Annotated in this window: 18 protein-coding genes; 10 read left to right on the top strand and 8 right to left on the bottom strand. The window is 69.4% G+C overall.

All coding sequences use genetic code 11. The features are described 5' to 3' along the window. Positions 1-84: 84 nt before the first annotated feature. Positions 85-2,070: a transglycosylase SLT domain-containing protein gene (locus D1793_RS07610; protein WP_119021625.1), complete on the top strand. Its 1,986-nt coding sequence runs from the start codon at positions 85-87 to the stop codon at positions 2,068-2,070. Positions 2,071-2,148: 78 nt separating this feature from the next. Here D1793_RS07610 and D1793_RS07615 read toward each other — a convergent pair whose 3' ends face one another. After that, complete coding sequence (locus D1793_RS07615; protein ID WP_119021626.1) at positions 2,149-2,793, bottom strand: LysE family translocator; 645 nt, start codon at positions 2,791-2,793, stop codon at positions 2,149-2,151. A gap of 278 nt (positions 2,794-3,071) precedes the next feature. Between D1793_RS07615 and D1793_RS07620 the strand changes: the two genes are divergently transcribed. Beyond that, positions 3,072-3,278 (top strand): cold-shock protein, encoded by a 207-nt coding sequence (locus D1793_RS07620; RefSeq protein WP_110069349.1) that lies wholly within the window; start codon positions 3,072-3,074, stop codon positions 3,276-3,278. Positions 3,279-3,377: 99 nt separating this feature from the next. Here D1793_RS07620 and D1793_RS07625 read toward each other — a convergent pair whose 3' ends face one another. The 3 genes from D1793_RS07625 to D1793_RS07635 all read right to left on the bottom strand — a co-directional run bounded on the left by D1793_RS07625 (position 3,378) and on the right by D1793_RS07635 (position 6,734). Next, on the bottom strand, positions 3,378-4,088 hold the full coding sequence (locus D1793_RS07625; protein ID WP_119021627.1) for a hypothetical protein: 711 nt from the start codon (positions 4,086-4,088) through the stop codon (positions 3,378-3,380). 99 nt (positions 4,089-4,187) lie between these two features. Next, complete coding sequence (locus tag D1793_RS07630) at positions 4,188-6,125, bottom strand: M48 family metallopeptidase (protein WP_119021628.1); 1,938 nt, start codon at positions 6,123-6,125, stop codon at positions 4,188-4,190. Positions 6,126-6,137: 12 nt separating this feature from the next. After that, positions 6,138-6,734, bottom strand: a complete 597-nt coding sequence (locus D1793_RS07635) for a LemA family protein (protein ID WP_119021629.1) — start codon at positions 6,732-6,734, stop codon at positions 6,138-6,140. 201 nt (positions 6,735-6,935) lie between these two features. Here D1793_RS07635 and D1793_RS20105 point away from each other — a divergent pair, with 201 nt between their 5' ends. From D1793_RS20105 to D1793_RS07655, 4 genes are read left to right on the top strand one after another with little or no spacing between them, the layout of a single operon-like run. Continuing rightward, the gene (locus D1793_RS20105) at positions 6,936-8,432 is read left to right on the top strand and encodes a DUF1538 domain-containing protein (protein WP_346426394.1); all 1,497 of its coding nucleotides are present in this window, start codon (positions 6,936-6,938) and stop codon (positions 8,430-8,432) included. Next, entirely contained in the window at positions 8,429-8,779 is a 351-nt protein-coding gene (locus D1793_RS07645; protein WP_119021630.1) for a transcriptional regulator, read from the top strand. The genes D1793_RS20105 and D1793_RS07645 overlap by 4 nt, the downstream gene beginning before the upstream one ends. A 26-nt stretch (positions 8,780-8,805) precedes the next feature. Then, a complete protein-coding gene (locus D1793_RS07650; protein WP_119021631.1) occupies positions 8,806-9,192 on the top strand; it encodes a CBS domain-containing protein in 387 nt (128 codons plus the stop codon). Between the two features lie 18 nt (positions 9,193-9,210). Continuing rightward, positions 9,211-9,498 carry a hypothetical protein gene (locus tag D1793_RS07655; RefSeq protein WP_119021632.1) on the top strand — a complete coding sequence of 96 codons (288 nt, stop codon included), beginning with the start codon at positions 9,211-9,213 and terminating at the stop codon, positions 9,496-9,498. Positions 9,499-9,559: 61 nt separating this feature from the next. Here D1793_RS07655 and pepN read toward each other — a convergent pair whose 3' ends face one another. From pepN to D1793_RS07675, 4 genes are all read right to left on the bottom strand, one after another. Beyond that, positions 9,560-12,205: an aminopeptidase N gene (gene pepN / locus D1793_RS07660; protein ID WP_119021633.1), complete on the bottom strand. Its 2,646-nt coding sequence runs from the start codon at positions 12,203-12,205 to the stop codon at positions 9,560-9,562. 138 nt (positions 12,206-12,343) lie between these two features. Further along, positions 12,344-12,721, bottom strand: a complete 378-nt coding sequence (locus tag D1793_RS07665; RefSeq protein WP_110069342.1) for a YbaN family protein — start codon at positions 12,719-12,721, stop codon at positions 12,344-12,346. Positions 12,722-12,799: 78 nt separating this feature from the next. Then, the gene (locus D1793_RS07670) at positions 12,800-13,285 is read right to left on the bottom strand and encodes a YajQ family cyclic di-GMP-binding protein (protein WP_119021634.1); all 486 of its coding nucleotides are present in this window, start codon (positions 13,283-13,285) and stop codon (positions 12,800-12,802) included. 40 nt (positions 13,286-13,325) lie between these two features. After that, on the bottom strand, positions 13,326-13,826 hold the full coding sequence (locus tag D1793_RS07675; protein WP_119021635.1) for an N-acetyltransferase: 501 nt from the start codon (positions 13,824-13,826) through the stop codon (positions 13,326-13,328). 165 nt (positions 13,827-13,991) lie between these two features. Here D1793_RS07675 and D1793_RS07680 point away from each other — a divergent pair, with 165 nt between their 5' ends. From D1793_RS07680 to D1793_RS07695, 4 genes are all read left to right on the top strand, one after another. After that, positions 13,992-15,488: a RimK family protein gene (locus tag D1793_RS07680; protein ID WP_119021636.1), complete on the top strand. Its 1,497-nt coding sequence runs from the start codon at positions 13,992-13,994 to the stop codon at positions 15,486-15,488. Positions 15,489-15,552: 64 nt separating this feature from the next. Next, positions 15,553-16,152: a cob(I)yrinic acid a,c-diamide adenosyltransferase gene (cobO, locus tag D1793_RS07685; protein ID WP_119021637.1), complete on the top strand. Its 600-nt coding sequence runs from the start codon at positions 15,553-15,555 to the stop codon at positions 16,150-16,152. A 346-nt stretch (positions 16,153-16,498) separates the two neighbouring features. After that, positions 16,499-17,845, top strand: coding sequence for a UDP-glucose/GDP-mannose dehydrogenase family protein (locus D1793_RS07690; RefSeq protein WP_119021638.1), 1,347 nt, complete (start codon positions 16,499-16,501; stop codon positions 17,843-17,845). Positions 17,846-17,854: 9 nt separating this feature from the next. Continuing rightward, a complete protein-coding gene (locus D1793_RS07695) occupies positions 17,855-19,792 on the top strand; it encodes a glycosyltransferase (protein ID WP_119021639.1) in 1,938 nt (645 codons plus the stop codon). The last annotated feature ends 3 nt before the right edge of the window (positions 19,793-19,795 follow it).

Genomic DNA, 19,795 nt, shown 5'->3' on the forward strand with positions numbered 1-19,795 from the left:
TCGGTTACCGTTTTCCCCTACCCAGGCGGCCCGTAATGCGCCACGATAGGAGCAATCGGACGTCAACTCCCGGAGATCCTCGCCATGCGCCAACGCCCCCCCGCCCCGCAACACGGCACCCGGCGCAGCGGCATCCGGCGCCTCGGCACCCTGCTGAGCGCCCTGGCACTGTCGCTGCCGTTCTCGCTGCCGCTGGCACAGGCCGATGACCGCGCGATGCGCGACGCCCTGGAAGCGGCGCGCAGCCAGCAGTGGGAGCGCATCGACCAGCGCGCCATTGCCGACCACCCGCTGGCCGGCTACGTGGAGTACCACCGCCTGCGCACACGCCTGCCCCAGGCCGAGCCGGGGCAGGTCCTCGACTTCATCGAGCGCCACGCCGACTCTCCCCTGGGCGAGTGGCTGCGCGGCCAGGCCATCGCCCAGTACGGCTATGCCGGCCGCTACGGCAGCCTGCTGGCCGTGGCCGACGGCGAGCCGGCCGGCACCGCCCGCCAGTGCTACTACTATTCCGCCCTGCTCGGCAGTGACCCCCAGGCCGCCGCCGAAGGCGGGCTTTCCCTGTGGATGGTGGGCCGCTCCCAGCCGGACGCCTGCAACAACCTCTTCAGGGCCCTGCGCGACCGCGGCGTGATCGGCGAGCAGCAGATCTGGGAGCGCAAGATGCTGGCCTGGCAGGCCGGCGAGACGGGGCTGGCCAGCTTCCTGGGCCGCCAGCTCGGCAGCCGCTGGGAGGAGGCGCGCCAGGCCAAGGAGCGCCTCTCGGGTGACTTCGCCGCCGTGACCCGGGTGCCGACCTGCCTGGGCCCCGAGTGCCGCGGCTCCGGCCCGCTGTTCGCCGCCGCCATGCACGGCTTCACCCGCGCCGACACCGAGGCGGCTCTGGAGGCATGGCGCAAGATCGCCCCCCACCTGCCCATCGAGCGCCAGCACCATGAGGCCATCGAGCGCGACCTGATCTTCTACACCCTGGTGCGCGACATCCGCCACAATCGCGGCTGGGTCGACGGCGCGCTGGCCGGACGCAGCGACGCCGACCTGCTGGAGCTGCGCGTGCGCGCCGCCCTCTCCGACCGGGACTGGCGCGGCGTGCTCGACTGGCTGGCGCGCATGACGCCCGAGACCCGCGACGACAGCCGCTGGCACTACTGGGCGGCCCGCGCCCACGAGCGGCTCGGCGACGACGCCCGGGCCCGGGAGGCCTATGCCCTGGCCGCCGAGGGGCGCAACTTCTTCGGTTTCGCCGCCGCCGACCGCCTGGGCCAGCCCTATGCGCTCAACCTGGAGCGCAACGGCTTCGACGACAGCTACCGGCAACAGGTCTCCCGCTGGCCGGCCGTGCAGCGCACCGAGGCACTGCTGCGCATCGACGAACCCGGCCTGGCCGCCAGCGAATGGTATGCGGCCGTGGAGCGCGCCGGCGAGCGCGAGGCCCGCGCCCTGGCCGACTACGCCCAGCGCCGTGGCTGGCATGCCAAGCTGGTGCAGACCACCATCACCGGACGCATGTGGGACGCCCTGGACTGGCGCTTCCCGGAGGCCTACCGCGAGCACTTCCTGCACTGGGGCCGCATGACGGGGGTCGACCCCTACCTGCTGATGGGCATCGCCCGGCGCGAGAGCGCCTACAACCCCGAGGCGGTCTCGCCGGCCGGCGCCCGCGGGCTGATGCAGGTGATGCCCGGCACCGCCACCCAGCTGGCTCGCCAGCTCGGCATCAGCGACCCCGGCGCCTACGGGGTGCTCGACCCGGAGCTCAACATCCGCCTGGGCAGCACCTACATCCGCGACATGCTCAACCGCTACAGCGGCAACCGCCTGGCCGCCGCGGCCGCCTACAACGCCGGCCCCGGCCGGGTCGACCGCTGGCTGGCCGACGCCCCGGAGGAGTTCGACCTCTTCGTGGAGAGCATCCCCTTCCGCGAGACCCGCCTCTACGTGCAGGCGGTGCTCAGCTACCGGGCGATCTTCGAGAGCCTCGCCAACGGCGGCTCGAGCCAGGGCGTCTCCATGCTCAGCCCCACCGAGAAGACGGTGCGCTACGACCGCTCGCTGCTGGCCAGGAACTGAACCCCCGTCCCTGCGAGCCCACAACGACACCGCCCCGGCCATGGCCGGGGCGGTGTCGTTGGTGTCATGCCCGATGGCTCAGGCCGGGGGGCGCTCCAGGGCCAGCTTGATGCCGAAGGCGATCAGCACCACCCCGGTCACCCCGTTGAGGGCCCGGGAGAAGAGCCGGCTGCCCAGCAGGCGCCCGGCGCTGCCCACCATCACCGCCACGCCGATCTGCCACAGGTTGGCGATCACGAAGTGCACCCCGGCCAGGAACAGCGACTTGGCAAGCGCCGGGTCGCCGGGGGCGATGAACTGGGGCAGGAAGGCCATGTAGAAGACCACCGTCTTGGGGTTGAGCACGTTGGAGAGCAGTCCCTCGCGCAGCGGCCGCCACATCGGTACGGGCCGGCGCTCGCCGCTGACCCCCGCCACCGGCAGCCCCTGGCCGCGCCGCGCCGCCAGCAGGCCCTGCACGCCCAGCCAGACCAGATAGGCGGCCCCGGCCAGCTTGAGCAGCTGGAAGGCCCAGGCCGACTGCAGCAGGATCAGCGAGATCCCCAGCGCCGAGACCGCGGCATGCACGAAGAGCCCGCAGCAGATCGCCAGGCTGGTCAGCACGCCGTCCCGCACCCCGCCCCGGGCGGTGTTGCGGATCACCAGCAGGGTATCGACCCCGGGGCTGATGGAGAGCAGGGTAATGGCCACCAGGAAGGGCCAGAACTGGGCATCGATGAACATGGGCGCGGGGCCTTCCTTGGGTCGAGTGGCGGGCTTGCTGCCCGAGGGGATTCGATCTACAGTGGATTTGCGGCTGACGGACGGCGTGATAAACACCGGCCTGTCAGGGAGCCTCGGCACCGCACCGCAGCGTAGGTCAGCAAGAAACAAGTCGTCGGCTGTCGTTCGATCACCTCGATCCACCCAGTGCGCACTTCTTTGCTTGCCCCGTCCACGCACCTCGGGACTCGCTCCGGCGAGCCCGGTACGACCATTAAAGTATGTTAAGGAAATCGACAATGGCAACTGGCACTGTCAAGTGGTTCAACGACACCAAGGGCTACGGCTTCATCTCCCCGGACGACGGCGGCGATGACCTGTTTGCTCACTTCTCCGAGATTCAGGCTGAGGGCTTCAAGACCCTGCAGGACGGCCAGAAGGTCACCTTCGAGGTCACCCAGGGCAAGAAGGGCCTTCAGGCCTCCAACATCCGCCTCGCCGACTGATTCGGCGACGCGGCCGGCGGCGCCAAGGCGCCGCCGCTGTCACGAGAAGGCCCACCGCACGGTGGGCCTTTTTTGTGGCCGGCGCTCGGGGACGGCGGCTCAGCGCTCTTCCGACTCCGACTCCATGGGCTCGAACTCGTACTCCTCGACCTCCATCGGCTCGAATTCGGGAAGCTCCTGCTCCACCGCATCGAACTGCTCCTCGAGGCGACGCTGGGCCTCCTCGAAGCGCCGCTCCTGCTCCTCGATGATGGCGTCGATATCGGAGCGGGACGGCCCGCCGGTATCCAGCGCCTCGTCGTCCAGGCTCGAGTCGAAGTCCATTCCCGCATCGAAGCCCTCGTCGCCCTCCATGGGCTCGGGCACGGCGGCCTCCTCCTCGGCCTCCTCGAACTGCTCCTCGATGCGCCGCTGCGCCTCCTCGAAGCGCCGCTCGGTCTCCTCGAGCATGGCGTCGATCTCGTCCCGGGTGGTCTCCCCGGGCAGCGCCGCGCCCTCGTCCAGGGTGCTGGCCGGGGACTCGCCCAGGGTCTCGGCCTCGGGAATCTCTTCGGGCACCTCGTCCGGCGCCTCCTCGGCGGGCACCGGCTCCTCGGCCGCGTCATCCACCAGGCCGGCCTGCTCCTCCGGGGGCAGCTCGTCCTCGAGGGCCTCCGGCTCCTCGGCAGGCGCCGCGCTCTCTTCCTGGGCGGCGGGCTCGGCCGCGGGCTCCTCGGCGGCCGGCGGGGTCTCGTCGCCGTTGCCACAGCCGGCCAGCCCCAGCGCCAGCAGCGCCGCCAGCAGGGCGGGTTTCCAGGGTCTCTTCTGCATCTACCTGCTCCTGCATGTCTGACATCTGAGAGAAACATATTCCACCAGAGGCGGCAGGCCTACCGCAAGCCGCGCCCCGGCCCAGTTGTGTAAACCCACCTAGTCGTCGCGCAGGGGGAGCGGGCAGCCCAGGGTCCAGGCCACCGCCCGCAGCAGCTCGGCCTCCTCCGGGGCGATCCGGCCATCCTGCTCCACACAGCACACCATGGCGGCCAGCAGCGGCGCCCGTTCGGCCTGGACGAGCCGCACCAGGCGGGCCATGGCCCAGTCCAGGTCCGCCGCCGAGGGCGGTTCGCGCACCAGGTCCAGGGCCACGCCCAGCGCCCTTCCGGCCTGCTCGAGGGACTCACGCTGCTCATCCGGCGTGGCCTGGCCGGCGCGGGCCAGGGTGGAGAGCAGCAGCGACAGCGGCCCCGCGAGGTCGCGCAGATGCCGGTCGCGTCGCGCCCGGGGCTCGCCCTCGATGCCGGTCAGCACCAGCCGGTGCAGCGCCCACTGCAGGGCACCCGGCACGCTTTCGGCCGCCATCAGGCCGGTGAGGCAGGCCCGAAAGCGGGCGAACTGGGCGGCAGAGAGCTGGCGCAGCTGCGGCAGGGCCAGTTCGATCAGCGGCAGGCGATCCCCCGGGGTCAGCGCCGCCAGGGGCTCGGCCAGGAGATCGAGTTCGCGCAGCACCTCGGGCAGCGCCTGATGGGCCAGCACGCGCCGCTGGGCATCGCGGCTCGCCGGGTCGGCGCCCATCAGGATGCCGTAGACCAGCGCCCGGGCCGCGAAGGGCTCATGGGCGGCGTCGATCAGTCGTGGGTCGATGCTGGCCAGCCGGCGCCGCGCCGCGGCCAGGGCCGCCGGGTCGGGCTGACCGACGCTGGCCACCACCGCGCCGGCGATGGCGGCCCCGGCCAGGGCGCCGCCGACGCCGCCTCCCATACCTCCTCCCATGCCCCCGCCGAGCACGCCGTCCCGCGGCGCGGAGGCCGCCGCGGGCCGAGCCGGCGGGGCCTTCGGCGTCGGCGCGAAGGGCTCGGGCAGGGTGCCGTCCCAGCGCGGCAGCACCCGGCGGATGCGCGCTTCCAGGGGCGGGTGCGTGGCGGTGAATCGGCTCAGGTGGCGGACACCGCTACCGAAGTAGAGATGGCTGAACTCCGCGGCGTGGGGCGCCATCAGCCGCGAGCCCAGCCGATAGGCGGCCAGGGTCTTCAGGGCACCGCCGATGCCCTCGGGGTTGCGGGTGTACTGGACGGCACTGGCATCGGCGAGGAACTCGCGCTGGCGGCTCACCGCCGCCTTGATCATGTTGCCGCACAGGGTGCCGGCATAGCCGACCAGCATCAGCGCCGCCCCGCCGGCCATCAGCCCCACCTGGGCACCGCCGCCGCGACGCGACGAGCGCCCGCGTCCCGACATCGCCGCTCCTCGCAGCAGCAGCTGGCCGATCAGGCCGATCACCAGGATGCCGTGAAGCAGCGCCACCAGGCGCAGGTTCAGGCGCATGTCGCCGTGCAGGATATGGCTGAATTCGTGGGCGATGACGCCCTGCAGCTGGTCACGGTCGAGGTGCTCGATGGCCCCCCGGGTCACCCCGATGGCGGCATCGTGGGTCTGGTGGCCGGCGGCGAAGGCGTTGATGGCGGCGTCCTCGAGCAGGTAGACCGCCGGTACCGGCATGCCCGAGGCGATGGCCATCTCCTCCACCACGTTGAGCAGCTGACGCTCGTCGGCGTCCCGGGTCTCGGGGTTGAGCAGACGGCCCCCGAGCGCTTCCGCCACCGCCGAGCCGCCGGCGCGCAGCTGAAGGTGGCGCATCGCCGCGCCCCCCACCACCACGGCCACCACCCCCAGCGCCACCCAGGCGAAGAGCTCGGGCTCGAGGGCGCGGGCCAGCGGGTCCGGTCCGCCCAGTTGGCCATCCATCAGCACCACGGCCAGCGCCACCAGCACGCTGGCCGCCACGACCAGGCCGACCACCGCCAGCAGCAGCAGCACGACCAGGCGCCCGGTCTGGCGCCGGGCGCGGTCCTGGGCGGTAAAGAAATCCATGGGCCGCCCCCGTCAGAAGCTGACGCTTGGCGCCGCCTGGATCTCGGCGCTGTCCGCAAACTCCAGCAGCGCGGCATCCTGCTTGTGGCCGAAGGAGGCCGCCATGACCACCGGCGGGAAGCTCTGCTTGTAGGTGTTGTACTGCATCACCGCGTCGTTGAAGGCCTGGCGGGCGAAGGCCACGCGGTTCTCGGTGCTGGTCAGGGTCTCGGAGAGCTGGCGCATGTTCTCGGAGGCCTTCAGGTCCGGGTAGGCCTCCATCACCACGTTGAGCCGGCCGAGTGCCGCCCCCAGCGCCCCCTCGGCGCCGGCAAGCGCCGCCATGGCCCCCGGCTCACCGGGGTGGGCGGCGGCGTTCTGAAGTCCGGCCAGGGCGCCGTTGCGCGCCTCGGTCACCGCGGTCAGGGTCTCGCGCTCGTGGCTCATGTAGGCACGGGCGGTCTCCACCAGGTTGGGAATCAGGTCGTAGCGCCGCTTGAGCTGGACCTCGATCTGGGCGAAGGCGTTCTGGTAGCGGTTCTTCAGCGCCACCAGGCGGTTGTAGACCGCGACCGCATAGACCACCAGCAGGCCGAGGATCACCAGCGGCAGGATCATCGAGAGTGACATGGTCGACTCCTTGTCGAGATTGGGAGGGCAAGACGGCTTGACCCGTATCAAGGTCCTGACCCGCGGGCAGGTCATGTCGTGGCAGGGGCTTGATGCTATCATCGGCACACACCGGCCCGGCAGGGACAGCTTCAAGGCTAGCAGGCCGGCGCCCCGGGGTCGCCACCGGGATGATCCAAGAGACGATTCAGGGAGCCGAACTTGGCCGAGCAACTCAGGGACTTCGCCCACGCCTTTCTCCATGCCCTGCGCAACCTGATGCCGATCATCGTGGTGGTGGTGGCCTTCCAGGCGCTGCTGTTCCGCGAGTGGCCCGACGGCGGCCTGAGCATCGCCATCGGCCTGCTGATCGTGGCCATCGGGGTGGCGCTCTTCCTGCAGGGGCTCGAGCTGAGCATCTTCCCGGTGGGCAAGCGGCTCGCCAACCAGTTCGCGAGGCGCGGCTCCATGCCGCTGCTGATGGCCTTCGGCTTCGCCATCGGCTTCTCGGCGGTGGTGGCGGAACCGGCACTGATCGCCGTGGCCGAGCAGGCCTACGAGATCAGCGAGGGACGCATCGACGCCCTCACCCTGCGCCTGATCGTGGCCACCTCGGTGGGCCTGGTGATGGCGCTGGGCGTGCTGCGGGTGATCCTCGGCCACCCCATCCACTGGTACATGATCGTCGGCTACATCCTGGTGGTGGCGGTGACCTTCTTCGCGCCGGAGGAGATCGTCGGGCTCGCCTACGACTCCGGCGGCGTCACCACCAATATCGTCACCGTGCCGCTGATCGCCGCCCTGGGCATCGGCCTGGCCTCCTCCATTCGCGGGCGCAACCCCCTGATCGACGGCTTCGGCCTGGTGGCGCTGGCCGTGATGGTGCCGATGATCAGCGTGCAGCTCTACGGCATCCTGGTCTACGCCGACCCCGGCGATGTCGCCAACGGCGCCGCCCTGGTGGCCGCCGGCAGCGACGTGGAGGCGCCCTCCGGCGCGCTGGTCATGATTCTCGACCTGTTCAGCATGCTGCGCGACGTGCTGCCCATCATCCTGGTGATCCTGTTCTTCCAGTACGCCGTGCTGCGTCGTCCCCTGGCCAGCCCGGTCAAGGTCGGCGTGGGCTTCGCCCTGGTGATCATCGGCCTCTACGCCTTCGTGGTGGGCCTCAAGCTCGGGCTCTTCCCCATCGGCCAGCGCATGGCCGAGCAGCTGATCACCTTCGACACCTGGCTGTGGGTCTACCTGTTTGCCTTCGCCATCGGCTTCGCCACCACCATGGCCGAACCGGCGCTGATCGCGGTGGGCCAGCAGGCCGAGGAGGCCGCCGCGGGCAAGATCAACGGCAACGCCATCCGCCTGCTGGTCGCCGTGGGGGTGGCCATCGGCATCACCATCGGCGTCCACCGCATCATCAGCGGCGACTCCATCCACTACTACATCATCGGCGGCTACCTGCTGGTGATCGCCCTGACCGCCCTGGCGCCGCGCTACATCGTGGCACTGGCCTTCGACCTGGGCGGCGTGACCACCTCGGAGGTGACGGTCCCCCTGGTGACCGCGCTGGGCATCGGCCTGGCCAGCCAGATCGAGGGGCGCAACGTGCTGATCGACGGCTTCGGCCTGATCGCCTTCGCCTCCATCTTCCCTATCGTGACCGTGATGAGCTATGCCATCCTGATGGAACGGGTGGCCCACTGGAGAGAGAGGCAATCATGAAGTTTTCCCTGCTGGTGGCCATCGTGCCCGAGGAACTGGAGCAGGAGTGCATCGATGCGGCCACCGAGGCCGGCGCCGTGGGCATGACCCTGATGTCCGGCCGCGGCATCGGCGGCGAGCGCAAGAAGACCTTCTTCGGGCTGACCTTCGAGGGCAGCCAGAGCATCATGCTGCTGACCCTGGAGAAGGGCCTGTCGCTCAAGGTGCTCAAGGCGGTGCGCCAGGTCCTCAACCCCACGGGAGAGGACTCCAAGGGGCTGGTGATGACCCTGCCCGTGGAGCATCTCGGCGGCATCGACATGGCCCAGGTCAAGCGCTTCGAGGAACGACTCAGGCAGGATATCTGAGCGCCACCCACTGACGGAGAGAGACAATGCTGGTCAAGGACATCATGATGCGCGACGTGGTGACGGTGTCACCCTTCGCCACCCTGCGCGACGCCCTGGCGCTGATGAAGAAGCACAACCTCAAGTGCCTGGTGGTGGAGCAGCAGGACCCCCACGACGCCTGGGGCCTGATCACCTACACCAATATCCTCAAGACCATCGTGGCCGAGAACGGCGACATCGACCTGATCAACGTCTACGACGTCTGCGCCAAGCCCGCCATTGGCGTCGGCGAGTCCCTGGACGTGCGCCATGTGGCCAGGCTGATGACCGACAGCATCGTCAAGCGTGTGCTGGTGCTCGACGACAACCGCCTGCTCGGCCTGGTGACCATGGACGATATCGTGGGTACCGTTCTCGACCTGATCGAGTGATGCACGGGACCCGCTGACATGGAAGAGTTCTTTACCTGGATCGGCAGGACGCTGGGCGAGGTGATTCGCTTTGCCGTCGACCTGCTGACCGGCTTCTTCGCCAACATCGGCAATGCCGCCCGCGGCTTCCTGGATGGCCTCTCCGGGGCGCTGGGCATCTCGCCGTCGCTGATCAGCCTGGTGGTGCTGGTGCTCGGGCTCTGGCTTCTGTGGAAGGGCTTCCGGGCGCTGATGCGCCGGGCCATCATTGCCACCCTGATCTGGTGGCTGCTGGGGTTGATGGTGTTGAGCTGGCTGATTTATTAACCACCGTCTGACGCCATGTGCCGCCCCGAAGGGCGGCACTTTTCATTAGGCCTCCGGCGGATCAGGCGAGAGCCTTTTCGACGACCTCATAAACATTCGGCGAGAGCTTCTCGGCGCGGATGCGCTCGAGCTCGGCCTTCATCAGCGCCTGGCGGGTCTCGTCGAAGCGCGCCCAGCGGGTCAGCGGCGTGATCAGCCGCGCGGCGATCTCCGGGTTGAGGCGGTTGAGCTCGATCACCACGTCGGCCAGCAGCCGGTAGCCCTCACCGTCGAGGCGGTGGAAGTTGACCCGGTTCTGGCCGGCGAAGGTGCCGATCAGCGCCCGCACCTTGTTGGGGTTCTTCAGCGAGAAGGCCGGGTGGGCCATCAGGAACTTGACGCGGTCGAGCACGTCGGGCTGCGGGCGGGTCACCTGGATGCTGAACCACTGGTCCATCACCAGGGTATCGTGGGCCCACTTCTCGCCGAAGGCCTTCAGGGCCGGCTCACTGAACTCGTCGCGGCTGCTGTGGGTCAGCAGGGTCAGGGCGTGGCGCACATCGGTCATGTTGTGGTCCGCCGCGAACTGCGCCCGGGCGAGCTCGATCCCCTCCTCGTCCTCGATGGCCATCAGGTAGGAGAGCGCGACGTTCTTCAGGCTGCGCCGGGCGATCTGCTCAGGCGTCGGCGCATAGGGCTCGCCCCCCGAGTGCTCGAGGTGGTTCTCGCGGTAGACCCGCAGGAAGTCGTCACGCAGCGCCAGGGCCAGCCCCTGCTTGACGAAGGTGCGCGCCGCGTGGATGGCATCCACGTCCACCAGCGGCTGCTGCTCGGCGATATAGGCCTCGCTGGGCAGCGTCAGCATCTCGGCCAGCACGGCCTTGTCGTCGGTCTCGGCGGCGAGCAGGCTGCGGAAGGCATCCACCACCCGGGTGTCCATCACCTTCTCCACGCCGTTGCGATGGGCGGCGATCAGGTCGTCCAGCGCCAGCAGGGCGAGGCGCTGGCCGGCGTCCCAGCGGTTGAAGCCGTCGGAGTCGTTGGCCAGCAGGAAGGCGAGGTCCTCGCGGCCGTAGGGGAAGCGCAGCTTCACCGGGGCCGAGAAGCCGCGCAGAAGCGACGGCACCGGGGCCTCGGCCACGTCGGTGAAGAGGAACTCCTGCTCCGCCTCGCGCAGGTGGATCACCGCATCGGTGCCCAGCGTCTCGCCGTCGAGGGTCAGCGGCAGGTCGCGCCCGCTCTTGGTGCCAACGAGGCCCAGGCGCACGGGAATATGCAGGGGGAGCTTGTCCGGCTGCCCCGGGGTGGCCGGGGTGCGCTGGGCCAGGCGCAGGCGGTACTCGCCGCGGGCGTAGTCATACTCGCCGAAGGCGTCGATCTCCGGCGTGCCGGCCTGGTCATACCAGCGCATGAACTGGGTCAGGTCGAGCCCCGAGGCTTCGGCCATGCAGGCCACGAAGTCCTCGATGGTCACCGCCTGGCCGTCGAAGCGTTCGAAGTAGAGGTCGCTGCCGCGGCGGAAGGCCGCCTCCCCCACCAGGTTGGCCAGCATGCGTACCACCTCGGCCCCCTTCTCGTAGATGGTCAGCGTGTAGAAGTTGCCGATCTCGATGTAGTGGTCCGGGCGCACCGGGTGGGTGGTGGGGCCGGCATCCTCGGCGAACTGGGCGGTGCGGAAGAAGGAGACGTCCTCGATGCGCTTGACCGGGGCCGAGTTGATGTCGGCGGAGAAGCACTGGTCGCGGAAGACGGTGAAGCCCTCCTTGAGGGAGAGCTGGAACCAGTCGCGGCAGGTCACCCGGTTGCCCGACCAGTTGTGGAAGTACTCGTGGGCCACGATGCTCTCGACCCGCTGGAAGGCGGCGTCGGTGGCGGTGTGGGGGTGGGTCAGCACCGCCGCCGAGTTGAAGATGTTGAGCCCCTTGTTCTCCATGGCACCCATGTTGAAATCGTTCACCGCCACGATCATGAAGAGGTCGAGGTCATACTCGCGGCCATAGGCCTCCTCGTCCCATGCCATGGCGCGCTTGAGCGAGGCCATGGCGTGGTCGGTCTTGCCGAGGTTCTCCTCCTCGACCCAGATCTGCAGGGTCACCTCGCGTCCGCTCAGGGTGGTGAAGGTGTCCTCGACCTTCTTCAGGTCGCCGGCCACCAGCGCGAAGAGATAGCTCGGCTTGGGGTGCGGGTCCTCCCAGGTGGCGAAGTGGCGGCCATTCGGCAGCTGGCCGCGCTCCACCGGGTTGCCGTTGGAGAGCAGCACCGGCTCGCGCTCGGCGTCGCCGATCAGCGTGGTGGTGAAGGTCGCCATGACGTCGGGGCGGTCGGGATAGAAGGTGATGCGCCGGAAGCCTTCGGCCTCGCACTGGGTGCAGTACATGCCGTTGGACTGGTAGAGCCCCTCCAGGGCGGTATTGGCCTCCGGGGCGATCTCCACCTCAGTGTCGAGGTGGAAGCGCTCCGGTACCCGATGGACGGTCAGGCCGTTCTCGCTCAGCGCATACTCATCCGCGTCGAGCGGCTCGCCATCCAGGGCGATGGCCTTGAGGGCCAGCCCCTCGCCGTGCAGCTGCAGCGGATCACCGGCCTCGCCCTCGGGATGGCGCTCCAGATGCAGGCGCGCCTTGACCCGGGTAGCGGCGGGGTCGAGGTCGAAGGTCAGCTCGGTGCGGGTCACGCGGTAGGCCGGGGGGCGGTAGTCGCTGAGATGGGTCGCCTGGGGATCGGACATTCGGGAAGCTCCTGTCGGAAATGGCTCCCATTGTACGGCGCCCGCCCCTTCTATCTCAAAGGCCTCTCAAAGACCTCTCAATGACCCCTCAGAGACCCACTCGACTCGCCCCCGCCCGACAGGCCGAGGCGGCCCCTGCTAGCGGCCGAGTGCCGGCTCGGGGCGGGTGATGATCCACAGGCCGAGCAGGGAGAGCCCGCCGATCAGCGCCAGCTTGAGCCACAGCAGGCTGACGGTGAGGGCCAGCACCAGCATGGAGAAGGCGAGCATGCCGGCGGCCAGGCACTTGGCATGGCGGGGAATCGCCCGCTCCCCTTCCCAGGCCACCACGGTGGGGCCGAAGCGCGGGTGCGCGCGGATCCACAGGGCGAAGCGGGGCGAACCCCTCGAGGCGGCCCACACCGCCAGCAGCATGAAGCAGGTGGTGGGCATCAGCGGCACGAAGACGCCGATCACGCCCAGGCCGAAGCTGACCCAGGCGATGGCGATATAGACCAGACGTGCAAGCGTCGACATCCTGCGCTCCCTTGGCGACCTGTCTTCATTGAAGACCAACCGGGAGCGTCTGGCCAATCGCCATGGGCTATGGGGCCCTTAGTCGCGGAAGTTGTCGAACTGCAGCGGCAGGTCGGGGCCACTCTCGCCGCGCAGCAGCGCCATCACCGCCTGCAGGTCGTCGCGCTTCTTGCCGGTGACGCGCACCTTCTCACCCTGGATCTGCGCCTGGACCTTGAGCTTGGACTCCTTGATGCGCTTGACGATCTCCTTGGCCTCCTTCTGGTCGAGGCCCTGCTTGAGGGTCACCTCCTGGCGGGCCCGCACCCCGGAGAGCACCGGCTCCTGGACGTCCATGCAGCGGGCGTCGATGCCGCGGCCGATCAGTTTTCCGCGCAGCACGTCGAGCATCTGCTTGAGCTGGAAATCCACCTCGGCCTCCAGCGAGACCGTCTCGCCGTTGAGTTCGAAGCTGGCGGTGACGCCCTTGAAGTCGAAACGGGTCTGGACCTCACGATTGGCCTGGTCCACGGCGTTGCTGGCCTCATGGCCGTCGAATTCGGAGACGATATCGAAGGAGGGCATGGCGGCTCCTGACTGTGGTTGGGAAGACGCCAGGATTCTATCAGCCCGCGACGCTCTCCGCGCCTGCCGGCAGCGCCTCGAGTGCCTTGACCATCTGCCAGCCGGCACAGCCGTCCTCGTAGTACTCCGGCAGCCAGCGCTCCAGGCGAAAGCCCATGCGCCGATAGAGCCCCAGCGCTACCCGGTTGTCGGCACGCACCTCGAGCCCCAGCAGCGCACTGCCCCGTGCCCTGGCCTCGCCCTCCAGGCACTCGAGCAGCTGACGGCCGAGTCCAGTGCCGCGGGCCTCGGGATGCACGCAGAAGGAGTAGAGCCGCGCCCGGCGGCTGCCGTGGCGAAACAGCAGAATGCCGTAGCCCAGCAGGCGCGCCGGCGAGAGGTCCTCGGCCTCGCGCTCGACCACCCAGGTCGCGGCGTGGGCGCGGTTGAGCAGGTGCCAGAGCTGGCGGCGGCTGAAGCGGTCGCCGGTAAAGGCGCTCTGCTCCAGGCGATGGAGGGCGTCCAGATCCTGGGGCGTGGCCGGACGCAGTCGGGTGGTCATGGGGAGCTCCTGTGTCGATGGCGGTGATTCTGCGCAGCCCGGCCACGGCTGTCAGCGGCCAGCAACATGAAATCTTTTCACTGTGCCGGCCGATTGTCCGCCGCCGCCCCCTGCCGCATGCTGGGCGCGTTGTCTCCCCCTCTCCCTCTGTCCGGAAAGCGCCCCATGTGTCCCTTGCGAATCGTCGTCGACCGCCTCGACGACTGGCAGCCCTACTACCCCTCCGAGGACCTGATCACCGCCGCCGACTTCCTGGCCCAGGATCGCCGCCACCGGGCGAGCGAGGAGCAGGACCGCACCACCCACGTGCTCAACCTGTGCGGCGAGCTCGATTACCTCGACAGCGGCTACTATGTCTCGCTGCTGGCCCAGGCCCGCGGTCAGCGGGTGCTGCCCACGGTGGAGACCCTCAACGAGCTGTCGCGCAAGGCGCTGATCGACCTGCAGCTGGACACCCTGGCACCGCTGCTCGGCGAGCTGGCCCGTGATGGCGCCCTGCCCGGCGATGCCCTGACCCTGCGGGTGCTGTTCGGCGAGTGCCGCGAGCCGGCGCTGGCGCGGCTCGCCCGCAAGCTGTTCGAGCGCCTGCCCTGCCCGCTGCTCGAGGCCAAACTGGTGCGCCGCCACGACCTCTGGCGGCTGGCACGCCTGCGCCCGCTGCGCCTGCGCGACCTGGCTGCGGACGAGCAGGACCTCTTCGCCAGCGCCCTGAACCGCCACTCGCGCCAGGTCTGGCGCACCCCCAAGGCGCGCCGCCGCTACCGCTTCGACCTGGCCATCCTGGTCGACCCGAAGGAGGCGCTGCCGCCCAGCAACCGCAGTGCCCTCAAGGCCTTCATCCGCGCCGGGCGCAAGCAGGGTATCGACGTGTCGCTGATCACCCGCCGCGACGCCGGGCGGCTGGCCGAGTTCGACGGCCTGTTCATCCGCGAGACCACGGCGCTGGACCACCACACCTATCGCATGGCGCGGCGCGCCGAGCACGAGGGGCTGGTGGTGATCGACTCGCCCCGGGACATCCTGCGCTGCACCAACAAGGTCTACCTGCACACCCTGCTGCGGGCCCGCGGCGTGCCGGCGCCGGAGGGGGTGCTGCTGCAGCGCGGCGATCGCCGCCCCCTGGCCGAGCGGCTCGGGCGTCTCGCCTTTCCGCTGGTGCTCAAGGTGCCGGACGGTGCCTTCTCCCGCGGCGTGGTCAAGGTGACCGACCAGGCCCAGCTCGAGCGCGAGGCCGCCCGCCTGTTCCGGGACTCCGCCCTGCTGCTGCTCCAGGAGTGGCTGCCCACCGAGTACGACTGGCGCATCGGCGTGCTGGACGGCCAGGTGCTGTTTGCCAGCCGCTACTACATGGCCCGCGGCCACTGGCAGATCTACGACCACTCCGGCGCCCGGGTGAAGAGCGGCGGCTTCACCACCCATGACCCCGCCGAGGCACCGCCGGCGGTGATCAAGGCGGCGCTCAAGGCGTGCCGGCTGATCGGCGACGGCTTCTACGGCGTCGACCTCAAGCAGGCCGGCGAGCGGGTGGTGGTGATCGAGGTCAACGACAACCCCAACGTGGATGCCGGCATCGAGGATGCGGTGCTCGGCCGCACTCTCTATGAGCGCATCATGGGGGTGTTCCTGGCCCGCATGGAGGCGCGGGTGCGCCAGGGTGGCTGACGGGACCGGGCGGTTGGCGTAAGCTAGCCACCTTGGACAAACCCTGTACAGATACGGAGCCCCGATGAACGATCGCGACACCCGCCACCAGCAGGCGATGCAGAAACTCAAGGCCCATGTCGACGGCAAGGTCGCCGCCGCCACCGAGCAGCGCGGCCTGCTGCTGGTCTTCACCGGCAACGGCAAGGGCAAGACCACCGCCGCCTGGGGCACCGTGACCCGGGCCCTCGGCTACGGCTACCGGGTGGGGGTGGTGCAGTTCATCAAGGGCATGTGGGAGTGCGGCGAGCGCGAGCGGCTGGCCGAGGACCCCAACCTGGAGGTGGCCATCATGGCCACCGGCTTCACCTGGGACACCCAGAACCGCGAGGCCGACACCGCCGCCTGCCGGAAGGTGTGGGTGGAGGCCGAGCGCATGCTGGCCGACCCCGGGGTCTATCTGGTGGTGCTCGATGAGCTCACCTACATGCTCAAGTTCGGCTACCTGGATATCGAGACGGTGAAGCGCGCCATCGAGAACCGCCCACCGGAGCAGACGGTGATCATAACCGGGCGCAACGCCCACCGCGAGCTCACCGCCATGGCCGACACCGTGACCGAGATGCAGGAGGTGCGCCACGCCTTCAACTCAGGCGTACAGGCCCGCCGCGGCATCGACTACTGAACACCTGCAACACCCATAAAAATCAATAACCTGGCTAATAACCCGCCGCTCCCGTCGCCAGCCGGCAACACCGTAACCCCCTGATCATCAAGCTTTCTTCCCATCCACGCTCGTTCTGTTGCCGCCTGGCGACGGAACGCGCGTGGCCGTCCCGCGACGCCGCCGGGCCACTCCTTCCAACGCCTTGATCTGCAAGGCTCTCCCTGACCTGGCCCGATTGTTGCTGCAGGGCCTCACCGCATGCCCAAGACGACCGGGCCCCTTTCGCACCTCCCTTCGCCATCGCCTGGCGAGGGGCCGGGGCGACACGCATGGAGAGGCCCATCAGCAAGGAGCAACGACGACCATGAGGATTACCATCTTCGGTTCCGGCTATGTAGGACTGGTGACCGGCGCCTGCCTGGCGGATGTCGGCCACGATGTCATCTGCGTCGACGTGGACGCCGACAAGGTCGCCCGACTCAACGACGGCGAGGTGCCGATCTTCGAGCCCGGCCTCGAGAGCCTGATCCGCCAGAACCAGACCGCCGGTCGCCTGCGCTTCACCACCGACCCCGTCGAGGGCGTGGCCTTCGGGCTGCTGCAGTTCATCGCCGTGGGCACCCCCTCCGACGAGGACGGCAGCGCCGACCTGCGCCACGTGCTCAAGGTCGCCGAGACCATCGGCCAGCACATGACCGATTACCGGATCATCGTCAACAAGTCGACGGTGCCGGTGGGCACCGCCAGCAAGGTGGAGCGGGTGGTCGCCGCCGCGCTCGATCGTCGCGGCGAGGCGCTCGATTTCGATGTCTGCTCCAACCCGGAATTCCTCAAGGAGGGCGCGGCCATCGAGGACTTCTCGCGGGGCTCACGCATCGTGGTCGGCACCGAGTCGGAGCGGGTCAGGCAGGCCATGCGCGAGTGCTACGGCCCCTACAACCGCCAGCGCGACAAGCTGATGTTCATGGCGGTGCGCAGCGCCGAGCTGACCAAGTACGCGGCCAACGCCATGCTCGCCACCAAGATCAGTTTCATCAACGAGATCGCCAACCTCGCCGAGCGCCTGGGCGCCGATATCGAGGAGGTACGCCACGGCATCGGCTCGGACCCGCGCATCGGCTACCACTTCATCTACCCCGGCTGCGGCTACGGCGGCTCCTGCTTCCCCAAGGACGTCAAGGCGCTGGCCCACACCGCCGAGGCGGCCGGCTATCCCGCCGAGATGATCGGCGCGGTGGAGCGGGTCAACGCCCGCCAGAAGGGCCGACTGTTCGAGAAGGTGTGCGAGGCCTTCGACGGCCAGCTGGCCGGCAAGACCATCGCTCTGTGGGGACTGGCCTTCAAGCCCAACACCGACGACATGCGCGAGGCGCCGAGTCGCGCGCTGATGGAGGCACTGTGGGAGGCCGGTGCCCGGGTCCAGGCCTTCGATCCCGAGGCCGCCGAGGAGTGTCGCCGGCTCTACGGCGAGCGCGACGACCTCGCGCTCTGCGCGCGCCGCGACGAGGCCCTGGAGGGCGCCCATGCGCTGGTGATCTGCACCGAGTGGAAGGCCTTTCGCACCGTCGACTTCGCCCGCCTGCGCGAGACCCTGCGCGAGCCGGTGGTGATCGACGGCCGCAACCTCTTCTCCCCCGAGAGCGTCAAGGCCGCCGGGCTCGCCTACTACGCCATCGGCCGGGGCGACTCCGTGCGCCCCGTCCTGGCCTGAGGCAGCGTGATGTCGAGACCACCCGTCGATCGCTCCGTCGCCAGCCGGGTGACGGAGCTCACCACCCTGCTGCTGATCCTGGCCGCCCTGGTGGTGATCATCACTGAGCTCCCCGCGGAGGTCTTCAGCCCGGAGTCGAAGAGCTTCTTCTTCGCCATCGGGGCCGTGGGCGCCTGGCGCTACAGCTGGTGGCTGGTCCAGGCCGTGCGCTCGACCTGGTACAACCGGCGCATCTTTCCGCGTCTGCGCGCCGAGGCGGACGCGGCGGCCGAGCACTCCCGGCCGCCGGAGCTCTACGTGCTCTGCACCTCCTACCGCATCGAGGGCGAGGTGAACTTCCGGGTCTACGACGCCCTGCTCCGCGAGCTGGTCGACTACGGGGTGCCCACGGTGCTGTTCGCCTCGATCTCGGACCGCACCGACGTCGACGTGATCACCCACGTGCTGGACGACCACGGCTGGCCCGACCACGTCGAGGTCCGCTACATGTTCCAGAAGGGGGACGGCAAGCGCTCCGCCATGGCCGAGGTGCTGCGGGCGATCTCGCGTCGCCTGCCCGCGCCGGGTTCACTGCTGGTCTCCATGGATGGCGACATCCGCCTGGAGCCCGGCACCCTCGAGCGTTCGCTGTCGTTCTTCCAGGCCGACCCGGGGCTCGGCGCCCTGACCACCAACAACAGCGCCATCGTCACCGGCAACGATGCCACCCGCGAGTGGTACGACCTGCGCTATGCCCAGCGCCACCTGGTGATGAGCTCGCTGTCGGTCTCTCGGCGGCTGCTGGTGCTCACCGGCCGCTACAGCGCCTTCCGCGCCGACCTGGCGGTGCAGCCGGACTTCATCGACCTGGTCGAGAACGACCAGGTCGAGCACTGGCGCTTCGGCCGCTTCAAGTTCCTCTCCGGGGATGACAAGTCGACCTGGTTCTGGCTGCTCAAGAACGGCTGGCGGATGCGCTATATCCCCGACGTCTACGTCTCGGGCTACGAGGAGCTGCCCGACCGTCGGCGCTTCTTCGCCTCCACCACCGACCTGATGCGGCGCTGGTACGGCAACATGCTGCGCACCAGCAACCGTGCCATCGCCCTCGGGCCCCGCCCCATGGGGCTGTTCGCCTGGTGGAGCCTGGTCGACCAACGGCTCTCCATGTGGACCACCCTGATCGGCCCCACGGTGGTGCTCCTGGTGACGCTGTTCGTGCGCCCCTCGTTCCTGTTCGCCTACCTGCTGTGGATCCTCTTCACCCGCGGCATCGCCACCCTGATCCTGGCCTGGCAGCGGGGACGCTACAGCCTGCTGTGGATCCCGCTGATCTACTACAACCAGGTGTGGGGGGCGATCCTCAAGACCTACGTGAGCTTCCGCTTCAACCGCCAGAAGTGGTCGCGCCAGGGGATCTCCGCCGGCGAGCCCGACGACCCGGTCGCCGTCCGCCGTCAGCGCCGCATGGGCCATGTGCTGCACGGCTTCGCCTACGGCGCGCTGCTCTTCATGCTGGTGCTCACCACCGGGGTGCTCAAGCCCCCCGACCGGATGTCGCTGGCCATCGCCCGGGACCAGGGCAACGGGGCCGAGGCGCCCGCCGAGAACGCCAACCGCTGGCTCGCCCAGGTGGCCACGACCGTGCCCGAGGGTGGCAGCGTGCGGCTTCCCGAGGGTGAGCTGCGGGTCAACGAGGCCCTGCTCGATCGCCTGGCCCAGAAGCCCGTGCGCGCCGAGCGCATCGACGGCGCCGACGGCCGGCTCGCCAGCACCCTCTCCCTGACCCTCGGGGTCGCCGAGCACATCACCGGACCGAACGGCGCGCCGCCGGACGGTACCACCCACTGCACCCCCGACGCCGCCTGCACCCTGACCCTGGACCAGCAGCGACTGACCCTCGTCAACCTGCGCCTGCGGATCGAGTCCGACACGGCCCCGGACGTCGCCGCGACGGCCGGCCCCTGACAA

Origin of the sequence: Halomonas sp. JS92-SW72 (genome assembly GCF_003547075.1) — a bacterium.
GTDB classification, from domain to species: Bacteria; Pseudomonadota; Gammaproteobacteria; order Pseudomonadales; family Halomonadaceae; genus Halomonas; species Halomonas alkalicola.